Origin of the sequence: Gordonia oleivorans, assembly GCF_040044975.1 — a bacterium.
Lineage (GTDB): Bacteria > Actinomycetota > Actinomycetes > Mycobacteriales > Mycobacteriaceae > Gordonia > Gordonia oleivorans.
Map to the genome: position 1 here is coordinate 638,212 of NZ_JBDZDI010000001.1, position 14,279 is coordinate 652,490.

Here is a 14,279-nt window from a genome sequence, read left to right on the forward strand (position 1 = left end):
GCCTGCCTCACATCCGGAAGACGCCGTAGCGCGGATCGGTCAACGGGGCGTATCGGCAGGCCTCGAGTGCCAGGCCGAGGACGGTGCGGGTGTCGGCGGGATCGATGATGCCGTCGTCCCAGAGTCGCGCCGTCGAATAGTACGCATCGGATTGGTGTTCGAACTGATCGCGGATGGGTTGTTTGAAGGCGTCCTCGTCGTCGGCGGACCACTCGCCCCCGGAGCGTTCGATCTGGTTGCGGCGCACCGTCGCCAGGGTGTCGGCGGCCTGCGGTCCGCCCATCACCGAGATCCGGGCGTTGGGCCAGCTCCACAGGAAACGCGGCGAGTATGCGCGTCCGCACATCGAATAGTTGCCGGCGCCAAAGGAGCCGCCGATCATCACGGTCAGCTTGGGGACGCGTGCGCAGGCAACGGCGTTGACCATCTTGGCACCGTTCTTGGCGATACCGCCTTCCTCGTAGGCGCGTCCGACCATGAAGCCGGTGATGTTCTGCAGGAAGATCAGCGGGATGCGGCGTTGGTCGCACAGTTCGATGAAATGTGCTCCCTTGAGCGCGGATTCGCTGAACAGCACCCCGTTGTTGGCGATGATGCCGACCGGGTGCCCGTGCAGATGGGCGAAGACGGTGACCAGGGTGGTCCCGTAGTTCGCCTTGAATTCGGTGTACTCGCCACCGTCGACGAGGATCTCGATGACCGAGCGCACGTCGTAGGGGATGCGTGGGTCGGTGGGGACGACGTCGTAGATGTCGGTCTGGGGCCGCGTGGCGGGTTGCGCCGCGGTCAGTTCCCACTGAGCCGGGTCGCGCGGTCCGAGGGTCGCGACGATCTCGCGGACCTTGGCCAGGGCCTGCTCGTCGTTGTCGACGAGGTGATCGGTCACCCCGGACACCGACGAGTGCATGGCACCGCCACCGAGATCCTCGGCGGTGACGTCCTCGCCGGTCGCCGCCTTCACCAGCGGCGGGCCGGCCAGGAAGATGGTGCCCTGGTTGCGCACGATGACCGTCTCGTCACTCATGGCGGGCACGTATGCGCCGCCGGCGGTGGACGAGCCGAGCACGGCCGAGATCTGCGGGATGCCCGCGGCGCTCATGTTCGCCTGATTGAAGAAGATCCGGCCGAAGTGCTCGCGGTCGGGGAACACCTCGTCCTGCTGCAGCAGCATCGCGCCACCGGAGTCGACGAGATAGATACACGGCAGCCGGTTGGCGGCAGCGATCTCCTGGGCACGCAGGTGTTTCTTCACCGTCATCGGGTAGTAGGTGCCGCCGGAAACGGTGGCGTCGTTGGCGATGATCATGCATTCGCGGCCTGCCACCCGCCCGATCCCGGCGACCACACCGGCGGAGGGCACCTTGCTGTCGTACATGTCGATCGCGGCGAGCGGGGCGACCTCGAGGAACGGCGATCCGACGTCGAGGAGTCCGTCGACGCGGGCGCGCGGGAGGAGTTTGCCGCGGGATTCGTGGCGCGCCCGGGCACGCTCGCCACCGCCGGCAGCCGCGGTCCGCAGCTTCTCGCGGAGTTCGGCGACATTGGACAGGTGGACGGCGCGAGGACCCGTGGTCGGGGCGGAGGTTGTGACTGTCGGACCCACCAGCTCCCTTTCAGTTAGTGACAATTAACTGAAGTGACTGTAGCGTACGTCACTGCCCACTGTCACGCGCCCGCCGTTTTTTCATCGGCTCTGCTGCACATCGACCATTCTCCACCCGGACGTGACGGCCATCACGATTTTTCGTATGGTGTGGGTGAGCCCACCACCCCCGGGCCCATCACGCACGACGGCGGACCGACACCCACGGTTCGCGCGCCACAACTACAGAAGGCCAGGTAAACCCATGACCCTCGCCCCGCATGCCCCCGCGACCAGCGGTCTGGAAGACCGTTACGTCCGCGAGTCGGGCACCGTCTTCCTCGGCGGCATCGCCGCCCTCGTCCGCATGGTGCGTGATCGCGCTCTCGTCGATCGACGCATGAATCAGCGGACCGCCTCCTTCATCTCCGGCTACGAAGGTTCCCCCCTCGCCGGATACGACCTCGAGCTCGCCAAGCGCCGGGCGCTCCTCGAACCCCTCGACATCGTCCACCGCCCCGGCCTCAACGAAGAGCTCGCCGCGACCTCGGTGATGGGATCGCAGGTCGCCGCGCAGGTCACCGGGCTCGCCCCGGACGCCGCCGGTCAGGCCCGCTCGGGCATCGTCGGCTACTGGTACGGCAAGGCACCCGGCCTCGACCGCGCATCCGACGCCCTGCGCCACGCCAACATCATCGGCACCCATCCCGACGGCGGCGCGGTCGCCCTGGTCGGCGACGATCCCGGCGCGAAGAGCTCCACGGTGCCGTGCGCATCGGAGATGGCCCTGGCCGATCTCTACATCCCGATCCTCTATCCCGCCGATTCGCAGGACATCCTCGATCTCGGGGTGCACGCGGCGCACATGAGCCGGGCCAGTGGTCTGTGGACCTCGCTGAAGATCTCCGCGCATGTGGCCGACGGCGCGTCGACCGTCCAGCTCGATCCCACCCGGGTCGATCCCCGCTACGGCGCCCTCGGACGCAGCCCGCACATCCCGTCCGGCCGCCTGCTCGGCGCGAATCTCATGGAGCTGGAACAGAATCAGCTCACCACCCGCCTCCCCCGTGCCCTGGAGTACGCCCGCCTCAACGGCCTCAATTGGATCACGGTGCGCAGCAGCGACGATCGCATCGGGATCGTCGCCGCGGGCAAGACCTATCTCGACGTCCGCGAGGCGCTGCATCTGATGGGGTTGACCGAGGCCGACCTCAATCGCCTCGGTATCCGGATTCTCAAACTCGGCATGGTCTATCCGCTCGAGCAGGACATCCTGCGGCGCTTCATCACCGACACCGCCTCGGGACACCTCGACGAGGTGATCGTCGTCGAGGAGAAGCGTGACTTCGTCGAGACGATGATGCGCGACATCCTGTTTCGTGACCCGATCGCCCCGCACATCGTCGGCAAGGTCAATGAGAACGGCTCAACGCTGTTCTCCCGCTTCGGTGAACTCGACGTCGACGCAGTCACCCGCGGACTCGCGATGCGCCTGGCGCGGCATCATCACGTCGACGAGGCCATCGACTGGCTCGACCGCTCGTCTCGTCGACGTACCCGCATCGAACTCCCGCTGGCCGTGCGTTCCCCGTACTTCTGCTCGGGATGCCCGCACAACAGCTCGACGAAGGTCGCCGACGACACGTTGGTCGGCGCCGGAATCGGTTGCCACGCCATGGTTCTGCTGATGGACCCGCATCAGGTGGGCGATGTCGCCGGCGTCACCCAGATGGGTGGCGAGGGCGCGCAGTGGATCGGCATGGCACCGTTCGTCACCGCCGATCACTTCGTGCAGAACCTCGGCGACGGCACCTTCACCCATTCGGGTTCACTGGCCATCCGCGCGGCGGTCGCCGCGGGTGAGAACATCACCTACAAGCTGCTGTACAACGGCACGGTGGCGATGACCGGCGGTCAGGATCCGGTGGGCGAGTTCAGCCTGGGACGCATCACCGCACTTCTCGCCGCCGAGAATGTCGCCAAGATCGTCGTCACCTCCGATGACGTGACGCGCACCCGCAAGGCCGGTCTCGCCCGTGGCGTCGAGGTGCGTCCGCGGGCCGATCTCGCCGACGTGCAGCGGGAGCTCGCCGCGATCAGTGGTGTCACCGTCCTCATCCACGATCAGGCGTGTGCCGCGGAGAAGCGCCGTAAGCGCAAGCGCGGCACCGTCGAGACCCCGACGACGCGGGTGATGATCAACGAACGCATCTGCGAGGGGTGCGGTGACTGCGGCGAGAAGTCCAATTGTCTGTCGGTGCATCCGGTTCCGACGGAGTTCGGCCGCAAGACCCGTATCGATCAGAGTTCCTGCAACCTGGACTACTCGTGCCTGAGCGGTGACTGCCCGTCGTTCGTCACGGTGACGCCGGGCACCGCGACGCGCGCCATCGGGGCTGTGGCCGCCGACCTGGACGCGAATACCGTTGCCCCACCGGCACTTCAGCGGCCACGCCTGGGGGTCGACACCGACGTCGCCACCATCCGGATCACCGGTATCGGCGGCACCGGCGTGGTCACCCTGTCCCAGGTGCTGGCGACCGCGGCCAATCTCGACGGTCACGCCGCCCGCACCGTCGACATGACCGGCCTCGCGCAGAAGGGCGGCGCGGTGGTCAGTGACATCAAGATCTCCTCGCGGCCCATCGAATTGGCCGCCAAGGTGGCCGGCGGCACCTGCGATCTGTATCTGGCCTGCGATTCGCTGGTCGGTGCCGACGCCACCAACCTCAAGGTCACCTCGCCGGAGCGCACCACCGCGGTCGTCTCCACCACCCGCATCCCGACCGGGTCGATGGTCGTCGACACCTCCGTCGGATTCCCCTCCGACACGCAGATTCACGACGTCATCGAGCCACGGGTGGCACGCACCGTCTATCTGGATCCGGGAGCACTGTCCACGGACCTGTTCGGGCATGAGCAGTACGCGAACATGCTCGCCGTCGGTGCCGCCTATCAGTCCGGGGCGCTGCCGATCACCGCGGCTTCCATCGAGCGCGCGATCGGCCTCAACGGCGTCGCGGTGGCCGCCAACATCCAGGCCTTCCGGCGTGGCCGCCAGGCCGTCGCCGACCAGGATGCGGTGAGCACCGAGATCGCCCGGCTGCATCCGCAGTTGGCGGCGACGCAGCCCAGCGATCGTGCGCGCGCATGGGTTTCGACGTTGGGCACCATCACCGACGAGTTGGCGCGAACCATCGCACTGCGCGCCGACGATCTCGTCGACTATGCCGACGAACGCTACGCGCGCCGCTACGTCGACGACATCGCGCGGGTGCATCGTCTCGGCGCCGGTGACGCTCTCACTGACGCGGTGGCGCGCAATCTGTACAAGTTGATGGCCTACAAGGACGAGTACGAGGTGGCCCGCCTGTCCGCCGATCCGGCCTTCGCCGCGCAGATCGCCGACCAGTACGGCCCGGACGCCAAGGTCGCCATCCGGCTGCATCCGCCGACGCTGCGGGCGTTGGGGATGAAGGAGAAGATCTCGCTGGGCGCATGGGCGAAGCCCGGGATGACCGCACTGAGCCGCATGAAGAAACTGCGCGGCACCAAGTTGGACCCGTTCGGCCACAACGAGATCCGACGCACCGAACGCGCGCTGATCGTCGAATACCGCGAGCTGCTCGACGCGCTGTGCACCGGACTTGCATCGGGTCGGATCGGTGCCGAGGAGATCCCGGCCGCGGTGGCGTTGGCCGACCTACCCGACATGGTGCGCGGCTACGAGCACATCAAGATGGCCAATGTGGAGAGGTACCGGGAAGCGCTGGCAGAGCGACGCGACGCTCTCGGGATCTGACCGACGCGGGTGGTGGGCTCGGTGCCCACCACCCGTCCCCCGCCACCCCTACCTCACTCCTTGCGCAACCCGCCCAGAACCGCCGCTCCGAGGAGCAACCCCACCTGGAGGAAGCCGAAGATCAACGCCACGATGGCACCGGCACCGATGCCGATGACCGGAACCGACGTCGTCGTCACCGCGGCGGAGAACAGCGCCAGCCAGGCCCCGGCGGCGGCCACCGCAAGGAACGGCACGGCCTTACGGAACCGGGGTATCAGGACCAGGGCGGCGGCAATCGCGATGGCGCCCAACACGATCAGGAACTTGCCCGGATTGAGCACGATTTCATACGACGCGAACCCCGGGATACCAGAGCTTCCGTTCGCGTAGTTATCGGCCCAATTCTCGATTTCGGTTTCGGAGGCGGAGTTGTCGGGCACCACCCAACTGACGAAGCCCATGAAGTAAGTGACCAGGCCGGCGACGGTCGACGCGATCAACAGCAGCGCCGGCAGCTGTGCACGCACATCGAATTGACGTGCCGGTGCCGGCTGCGATGGTGCACCCCAGCCCTGCGGGCCGGGCTGGGCACCCCACTGGCCCGACGGCGCCTGTTGCGGCGGCACGGGTTGCGGCGGCACGGGTTGCGACGGCGGATAGGGCACCTGCCCGGGACTCGAGTACTGACCGGGCGCGGCATACTGACCGGGCGCCGCACCGGCAACCCCCGGCGCGGCGGTCTCGGGTGCCCCGGGTGCCGGTTGCCCGGCAGCCCAGGTCTGTTGCGGTTGGTTCGGATCGCCTGGATTCACGTCGTCGTCTTCCCTTCACGTCATGGACGGCCTTCACGTGGTGGTCAGAGTAGAGGGCGCATGCCGTGCCGGTGCACCGCGGACGCGAGATTCATTCACCCCGACCTGTCCTTTTCGTCCGATTGGACGATCCCCATCGGCGGCCCCCGGGCGGTAGTATCCGAAGCTCCCTGGCCGCCGCCAGGGCCCACCAGGGCGTGTCTCCCACCGCTTCTGCGAGGGGTTGGCGGAATCGATGGTTCCGCGGCAAGGCGCAGGAGGGAGCAATAGCGGAGCCAGTGTGACCGACGACAACGCAGCCAGGGGCCAATCGAGCCGCCACGACCCGCACAGGGCAATGGGAGACATGCCCTATGCCCGAGACACTCCAGGAGCGACACCCCCGTCAGGAACCGACCGCGTTGGAACCATGCTGGGGCAGTATCGGCTCGAGGAACTGCTCGGTCGCGGCGGGATGGGCGAGGTGTACCGGGCGACCGATACCAAACGTGGCCGCGTCGTCGCGATCAAACTTCTCAGCCGCACGGTCGCTGACGATCCGACCGCGCGGGATCGTTTCATTCGCGAGTCCCACATGGCCGCGGCCCTGAATGATCCGCACATCATCCCCATCCACGACTGGGGCACCATCGACGGTCACCTCTTCATCGATATGCGTCTGGTCAACGGCCGCGACCTGCGCCAGGTGCTCGCCGAGGACGGCCCGCTGCCTCCCGAACGCGCCCTGCACATCGTCGAGCAGATCGGCGCCGCCCTCGATGCCGCGCACCAGGAGGGCCTGACCCACCGAGACGTCAAGCCGGACAACATCCTTGTGGATCGGCACGACTTCGCCTACCTCGTCGACTTCGGACTGGCGATGACCGATTCGGATACGCACTTCACCCAAGCGGGCTATGCGATCGGATCGTTTCGCTACATGGCGCCGGAACGATTCGCCGACGACACCGTCGGCCCACCCGCCGACATCTACGCACTGACCGGGGTCCTCTACGAATGTCTCTCTGGTCGAGCACCTTTCGCGCAGCAGACGAATCCGGAGCAGATCATCTCCGCCCATCTGCATCAATTGCCGGCGCCACTGAACTCACCGGTCGATGGGGTGATCAGGCGGGGCATGGCCAAGGATCCGGCGGATCGATATCCCGATGCTGCGACGCTCGTGGCCGATGCCCGGCGCGCTGTGCACCATCCCCCGGCGGCAGCCAGGCCGACCGAGGTCAATCCGGCGGGGCTCAATCCGGCGGGGCTCAACCCGGCGGGGTTCCATCCGGCGGGGCTCGTCAGTGCACCGACCCAGGTCCCCACTGCGCGACCCACGACGGAGTTCAGTCACCCCACGGTGGTGCGCATCGCCCGCGAAGCGGTTGCGCCCGTACCGACGCAACCGACCCGAGCAACCTCCCGAGCGTCGACCTACGGCTTGATCGCCGTCATCGCGATTCTCGTGATCGCCCTGCTCGGCGTCGGCGGATGGTTCCTCACAACCAAAGCCTCCGACGAGCCGTCGGAGAATGCGGCAGCGCCGTCCCTCCCCGCATCCTCGGTGGTCCCCGCGCCGTCCGTCGTGCCGTCGCAGGTGCCTCCACCGCTCTCGTCCGCGCCGTCGGCGCCGGTCCTGCCCGCCAACGGTCGACAGGTCTGGCGGATGTCCCTGGGTAATGCGGTGGTGATCCTGTATCTGTCGCCGTCGGGGTACAACTGGCTCGAGGTGGCCACGCCCGGTGGCCTGGCCGGCAGTGCCCGCATCTGGTCGGCGGCCTCCGGATGGCAGGCCTCGCCCTCCTATTCGGCTGCGCCGCAACAGTTCTTCACCCCGGCCGTGTACGCGCCCGCCAACACCTGCATTCGGGTCATCGTCAACTACGCCGGCGACACGATGAACCGGCAGATCTGTTGATCCGCCAGACGGGCGATCGTCCTGAATCTCCGCACCACCGATATATGCGGCATACGAGGGGTGCCGCATAGTCGGTGCTATGATCTTTGTGGTTGCCGCGATGATTCGCGCCGATCGCAATCGCCGTCACGTGGTAGGTGTACTGGTCGTCGCGACCGGATGCGCGATCCTCCTCGACACGGCGATACCACCTCAGCCGCAACCGAGACCGGCGACGCCGCGGTCGCAGGTGACACCGCCGGATCGATCGGGGCCAATCCCTATCTGGTCACCGCACTGATCATCGGGCGCTGTAGCGCCACCTGGGTGCTCGGACGGGCACGCACCGTCGTGACCATGGCGGTGCCGGTCGGTCCGGTCTCAGCTGTAGGTCGAACCGTTCCACTGCAACGTGCGACGAGTGATTCTGCCACTCGCACAATCCGGCTCGCAGTCATTGGCGCTCGCCTCGATCGCGTAGCGCCCGTCCTGCGGACCCACCAATTCGGCGTAGTAGTAACGGTTTTGGCCGGTCTGATAGGACTGCTCGATCGGCGCAAAGCCGTCGGTGGTGGGGACGAGGACGATCACCCCGTCGTAGCGGCCCGGGTTGTAGATGACGAAGGTGTTGCCGGTGTTGTCGGTGGCCGGGTCGGCGAACCGCCACTTCGCCGTGGTCGGGCCGGAATCCTCGGCGTGGCTCCACTGCACCCCGGCGGCGTTCTGCGCCACGAGGCACGCCTGACCCCCACCGGAACCGGCGGCCGTCGTGAGCGCAAAGATCCGAGTCGGTCCCCAACTCGGATGGGTGATGTCGGTGGTCCCGACGACCGATCCACCCGAACACACGGTGGCGGCCCCGGAGAACTGCGGGGCCGCCGGCAACGGCGCCGAGGCGTTCCCACCACCGGCGGCGTCGTCCTCACTGGTGGCCGACCCCGAGACCGAGCAGCCGGTGACACCGACGGCGAGGGCGACGAACACGGCGACCGACGCCGGCCGGAGTGCCCGGATCGGTGACGACAGGCGGCGCGTCACGGTCGACTCGTCCCGTCTCCGGGCGCGGTCGCCGGGACATGCAACGCCGCCAACGCCATCGCGGCCAGCAGCCGGCGCAGGCGGCACGGATCGAACTCGGGAAGTCGTGGTGAGGAGTTCAGCAGACCGAACATCGCATGGACGCGCACCCGCGCCTCGTCCCGTTCCAGACCGTCGATGCTCTGCGCGGATTCGGCCATCAGCACATCCACCCACCGCTCGACGTACCGGCGCTGCAGGCTGCGGACCTCGTGGTTGGCCTCGGGCGTCAACGACGACAGGTCACGGTCCTGCACCGCGATGAGATCCGGCTTGGTCACCAGCACGTCGATGTGAAATGCGATGAGCGCGTTGAGGGTTGCGGCGGGCGGATCACCACGCTCGACCACCTCGGTACCGCCGGCGTAGAGCCGCCGGCTGATGTCGAGGAGCATCTCGTCGAGCAGTTCGGATTTCGAGGCGAAGTGCCGGTACATCGCCGGTCCACTGATCCCGACGGCGCCACCGATGTCTTCGAGCCGCACGCTCGCGAATCCGCGTTCGGCCATCTGCCGGGCGGCCGCGGTCAGCAGATCGGCCCGACGTGCCGCCTTCGCCGCGGTACGTCGATTGGGCGGGCGATCGGCGGATGGGCGCGGGGTCTCGGAGTCGGCCATGGTGTCTGTGAACTCTACCGGCCGCGCCCCATAACGGCGGGGAGCCGCCCGAAACCGCTCACCAGCCGTCGATGTGCAGAACGTCGTCGAGCGGCTTGCGTCCGGCGGGCTTGAAGTCGGTGCCCTTGGTGTACGCGACGGGCAGCAGCACACCCTGGTGCACCGTCGACGGGATGCCGAGCAGGTCGGCGATCTCCTTCTCATAGGTCAGATGCAGCGTCGTCCACGCCGAACCCAGTCCGCGGGCGCGCAGCGCGAGGCTCAGGCTCCACGCACCGGGGAGCAGCGATCCCCACACTCCGGCCTGATTGCCGGCCGGCAGGTCACCACCGGTGTAGATCGCGCCGATCACCAGCACCGGAACCTCCCCCATGACGTCGGCAAGGTACTGGGCACTCGACGCCACTCGACGCGCGGTGTCATCGGGCAGGGTCTTGGCGGCCGAGTAGGCGGCGAAGGATCGGGCGTAGTAGGCGCCGACCTTCTTCTTCAGTTCCGGATCGGTCAGCACGATCCAGTGCCAGGTCTGACTGTTGCTTCCGGTGGGCGCCTGCATCGCCACCTCCAGGGCCTCGCGCACCACGTCGATCGGGACGGGTCGCTCGAGGTCGAGGCGTTTGCGCACCGACCGGGTGGTGGTGAGCAGTTCGTCGGGATTCAGTGGCAGTAACTCGGTCATCTCACTCCTCGGGTGGTGGACGGTTGACGGCGCCGTGGCCGTCTTCCCCATCTTGCACGCCCGAGGCGATGTGCCGGCCCGGGATGTCAGTCGCGGTGGAACTGCGCGGTGACATCGCCTCCGGTGGCGGAGATCGACGTGTCGGTGATGGTGATCGTCCAGTCACCGGCCGGGCAGTTCCCGTAGGTCACCGTCGACGTCGCGGTCACGGTGGACCCCTCACGCGACGTCTCCTTCCACGTGGCGCCGCACGACCCCGCGACGTCGACCGTGGCGAGGAACGGGTTGTCGGAGACCACTCCGAGATGCGCCTCGCTCGAGCGTCCACCCGTCTTCCAGGTCCCCGTCCACGATCCGGACAACGCACTCGATGCGGGCACGTCGATCGAGCTGGAATCACCCGACACCGGTTCCGATGCGTCACTGCCGCAGGCGGTTACCCCGATCGCCAGACCTGCCGTCAACAGCACCGACGACATCCACCGACGCATGTCCATCCCCCACTCCCATCCGTTGCGCTTCGCGACCCGCGAGCCTATCAGTCCAGCAGCCTCAGTCCAGGAGTCCGTGCCGGTCGAGGTAGGTGATGAGTCCCGGCGTCAATGGCAACTCGCGCATCTGCTCGATCGTGAACCATCCGGCGTCCGCGGCGTCGTCGGCGGCGGTCACATCGGTGGTCAGCGGTGTCGCCACGAAGTCGTGGACCTCGAAGACCGCGCCCGTCCCATCCGGGATGTCGACCACCCACGCCTCGTCGAGCACCTCGATGACGATTCCGGTCTCCTCGCCGATCTCCCGGATCACCGCCTGCTGCAGCGACTCTCCGGGCTCGACCTTGCCGCCCGGGACCGTCCACAGACCGGCTTGCGGTTCGTGTGCACGCTGCACGAGCAGGAATCTGCCCGCGTCGTCGCGCACGATGGCACCGACCGCGGGGATGCGCGGGGCCACGGGTACTCGCGTCCGTGCTGCCGGCGACGGCTGCGCGATCCCGTCGAGTGCGGCACCGATCGCCGCCCGGATCCCGGACATCGACGACGGGGACGGCGCGTCGACGATGGTGTCGATCACCGACCTGCGCGCCAGCTCAACCGCCAGAACATGTTGTTGTGCAGCCATTTCCGCGGCGTGCTCGATGTCTCGGTGCACGATCAGGCTCGCACCCTCCGGCGGCAGCGGCGACAACCAGGAGTCGACGGTCGCGATGCGCCGATCCGCCGGGAACAGTGACAGCGCCGCACCGCCACCACCTTGGCCGAGCAGCACCGATACCGTGGCCGCCGGCAGCGCGATCAATTCGGCTGTGCACCGAGCGATCTCACCGGCGATGCCACCCTCCTCGGCGGAGGCCGACAGCCGGGCTCCCGGGGTGTCGATGACGGTCACGACCGCAATCCGCAGGTCCCGGGCGAGGGCAAGTCCCCGTCGGACCATCCGGAGATGTTCGGGTCCGATGAACTCTCCGGTCCGCTGCCGGTCGGCGTCCTGGCCGATGACCAGTGCGGTGCGGACACCGAAGCGGCTCAGCGCCAGCACGATCGGACCATGATCCGCGATGATCACGGCGTCTTCCGGCAGGAGTTCGCGAACCCCGGGGCGCCCCGGGTGACGGGTGGCGGTGATCGCGTCCCATGCGGGCAGGCGATTGCCGGCACCAGCGACAGCGACCGATGATACCTGTTGCGGCACAGGCGGGTCTGCGGCTTCTCTGATGGCCTGCATCAAGGTCGCCACGATCCGTGCGAGGCGATCACGTAGTTCGTCCGCCGGCACGACGTCATCGATCAGCGCGTGCCGCATGAGGTTCTCCGCGCGCTGCACGCCGTCGGCGATGGGTTCGCCGGTCAGCCCTTCCACCACTCGCGGGCCCAGAAACCCCACCAGCGCATCGGGTTCGGCCCAGGTGACGTGGCCGAGCGACCCCCACGACGCAAACACTCCGCCGGTGGTCGGATGTCGGAGGTAGATCAGGTATGGCAACCCGGCGGCCCGATGATCGACGACGGCCCCGGTGATCGCGGCCATCTCCAGGAATGCCGGTGTACCCTCCTGCATCCGGGTGCCACCTGAGCACGGCAGGCCCACGACCGGCAGCCCATCGGCCGTCGCCCGTCGGATCGCGCTCGCGATGCGATGGCCGGCCACCCGGCCGATCGAGCCGCCCAGGAAGGCGAACTCACTGACGATCAGCGCGACCGGTTCGCCGGCGATCTCGGCCCGGCCGGTGATCACCGACTCGTCGGTGCCGGATCTCGTCGCGGCACGCCCCAACTCGTCGGCATCGACGTGCTGCGGGATGTCGTCGGGAGTGTCGTTCCACACCGTCCAGGTGCCCGTGTCGACGAGGCCGTCGATCAACTCCATAGCACGGGAACCCTTGTAGCCGTTGGTTTCCCCGGTCATCGCGAGTACATCACCCGGGTGCGTACGACGAGGTCGGCCGCCGAACGCCGATTCCGGTCGACGGCCACCCACAGCAGCCCGACGGAGAAGAACACGCAAATCAGCGCACGGACGAAGGCGACCGACGGACGTACCCGCGGTTTCCCTTTGCGGCTGACCAGACGCAGGCCCATGACCACCGAACCGGCGGTGCGTCCCGACACCGCCCAGCAGGAGGTCAGATACAGCAACGACACCAGGACGAAGGCACCGACGGTGAAGAACGGGTTGGTCTCCGGCAGGGAGAAACCCTGCACGTTGTAGATCAGCCGGGCAACGATGAAACCCACATACATCCCACCCATGACGACGACCACGACCAGCACATCCACAACGGCCCCGATTCCGCGACTGACGATTCCGGCCGGTCGGTCGGTGTCGAGAATCTGATTGGTACCGGGTTCGGAGGCCGGGACGTGATGCGCATGCGACCCTCCGACACTCGGTGCGGCGGACGACGCGGGGCGCCCCGGATGCAGGGGCGTCACCGTGGCCGGCGGCGTGGGATCGTCCGCGGAGGCGTCCGGATCCGGATTCGGGGATACCGAATGCGGTTGGGGTTCAGCCATTTCGGCGTTCCTCCACACTCTTACGGCGAAGCATGCGGTTGACGAGTTCGGCGACGGCGTCGTCGGCCCGCTCGCTGGTGCCGCGCACGTCGGTCATCACGTCGGCGGTGACCGAGGTGCTCGCCTCCCGGATGATGTCGGGGAGGTCGACGCCGTCGATGATCTCGTCGGCCAGCCCGATCAGATCGATGCGGTTGATGATGGCGTCGAGGTCGACGCGCGTCACCGCCCGGTCGAGATCCACCTGAGCCACGATCGCGTCGATGTCGACCGTCTGGACGACGGCGCCGATGTCGACCTTGTCGACGATGGCCGCCACGTCGAGTCGCCCGATGAGGGCGTCGAGGTCGATGCCTGCGAGCAGGGCGTCGAGGTCCAGTCGCGCCAGGATCGCGTTGAGGTCGAGGCGCCCGAGCAGGCTATCGAGATCCACCTGGGCGAGGACGGCGTTGAGATCGACGGCCCCGAGGAGTTGATTGAGGTCGACGTTGTCGACGATGACCTCGGTGACGTCGACGGCCGCGGTCACCTCCTCGACGACGGTCCGGATGGTGGCACGCAACGACGTGCGCGACGCCTCGATCGCTGCGGCGCCGGCACCGTCGACGACGTCATGCGCGGTGCGGCGCACCGATGCCACCGCACCACCGGCCACCGGGACACGCTCGGCGATGTCGGCGGCGGCGGAAGCGATCTGCCGCGGAATGCCCAGCACGGCGAACACGCCGGGCCGCGCAGATCCATCGTCACTCACCGACGGATTATCGCACGTGATCATCGGCCGAATCCGCCGATCATCGATGACTTTTCGGCGACCATGCGGTCATAATCGCCGACA

At 67.7% G+C, this 14,279-nt stretch carries 11 protein-coding genes; 2 read left to right on the top strand and 9 right to left on the bottom strand.

Annotated elements, in window-relative coordinates; all coding sequences use genetic code 11:
* Positions 1–7: 7 nt before the first annotated feature.
* The gene (locus ABLE92_RS02860) at positions 8–1,603 is read right to left on the bottom strand and encodes a carboxyl transferase domain-containing protein (RefSeq protein WP_348803039.1); all 1,596 of its coding nucleotides are present in this window, start codon (positions 1,601–1,603) and stop codon (positions 8–10) included.
* Positions 1,604–1,847: 244 nt separating this feature from the next.
* Here ABLE92_RS02860 and ABLE92_RS02865 point away from each other — a divergent pair, with 244 nt between their 5' ends.
* The gene (locus tag ABLE92_RS02865; RefSeq protein ID WP_348803040.1) at positions 1,848–5,384 is read left to right on the top strand and encodes an indolepyruvate ferredoxin oxidoreductase family protein; all 3,537 of its coding nucleotides are present in this window, start codon (positions 1,848–1,850) and stop codon (positions 5,382–5,384) included.
* Positions 5,385–5,437: 53 nt separating this feature from the next.
* Here the strand turns inward: ABLE92_RS02865 and ABLE92_RS02870 are convergent, their stop codons facing one another.
* Positions 5,438–6,178: a DUF5336 domain-containing protein gene (locus ABLE92_RS02870; RefSeq protein WP_348803041.1), complete on the bottom strand. Its 741-nt coding sequence runs from the start codon at positions 6,176–6,178 to the stop codon at positions 5,438–5,440.
* 409 nt (positions 6,179–6,587) lie between these two features.
* Between ABLE92_RS02870 and ABLE92_RS02875 the strand changes: the two genes are divergently transcribed.
* Positions 6,588–8,078, top strand: a complete 1,491-nt coding sequence (locus ABLE92_RS02875; protein WP_348803042.1) for a serine/threonine-protein kinase — start codon at positions 6,588–6,590, stop codon at positions 8,076–8,078.
* Positions 8,079–8,438: 360 nt separating this feature from the next.
* On the opposite strand, the gene ABLE92_RS02880 is transcribed toward ABLE92_RS02875, so the two are convergent.
* The 7 genes from ABLE92_RS02880 to ABLE92_RS02910 form a co-directional block, all read right to left on the bottom strand.
* Positions 8,439–9,095 carry a hypothetical protein gene (locus ABLE92_RS02880; protein ID WP_348803043.1) on the bottom strand — a complete coding sequence of 219 codons (657 nt, stop codon included), beginning with the start codon at positions 9,093–9,095 and terminating at the stop codon, positions 8,439–8,441.
* Positions 9,092–9,751, bottom strand: coding sequence for a TetR/AcrR family transcriptional regulator (locus tag ABLE92_RS02885; RefSeq protein ID WP_348803045.1), 660 nt, complete (start codon positions 9,749–9,751; stop codon positions 9,092–9,094). Before ABLE92_RS02885 ends, ABLE92_RS02880 begins: the two co-directional genes overlap by 4 nt.
* 58 nt (positions 9,752–9,809) lie before the next feature.
* Entirely contained in the window at positions 9,810–10,430 is a 621-nt protein-coding gene (locus tag ABLE92_RS02890) for a nitroreductase family protein (RefSeq protein WP_348803046.1), read from the bottom strand.
* Positions 10,431–10,516: 86 nt separating this feature from the next.
* A complete protein-coding gene (locus tag ABLE92_RS02895) occupies positions 10,517–10,927 on the bottom strand; it encodes a hypothetical protein (RefSeq protein WP_348803047.1) in 411 nt (136 codons plus the stop codon).
* A gap of 55 nt (positions 10,928–10,982) precedes the next feature.
* Positions 10,983–12,833, bottom strand: coding sequence for a carboxyl transferase domain-containing protein (locus tag ABLE92_RS02900; protein WP_348803048.1), 1,851 nt, complete (start codon positions 12,831–12,833; stop codon positions 10,983–10,985).
* Positions 12,830–13,441, bottom strand: a complete 612-nt coding sequence (locus ABLE92_RS02905; RefSeq protein WP_348803049.1) for an RDD family protein — start codon at positions 13,439–13,441, stop codon at positions 12,830–12,832. Before ABLE92_RS02905 ends, ABLE92_RS02900 begins: the two co-directional genes overlap by 4 nt.
* Positions 13,434–14,195: a hypothetical protein gene (locus ABLE92_RS02910; protein ID WP_348803050.1), complete on the bottom strand. Its 762-nt coding sequence runs from the start codon at positions 14,193–14,195 to the stop codon at positions 13,434–13,436. Before ABLE92_RS02910 ends, ABLE92_RS02905 begins: the two co-directional genes overlap by 8 nt.
* Positions 14,196–14,279: the final 84 nt, after the last annotated feature.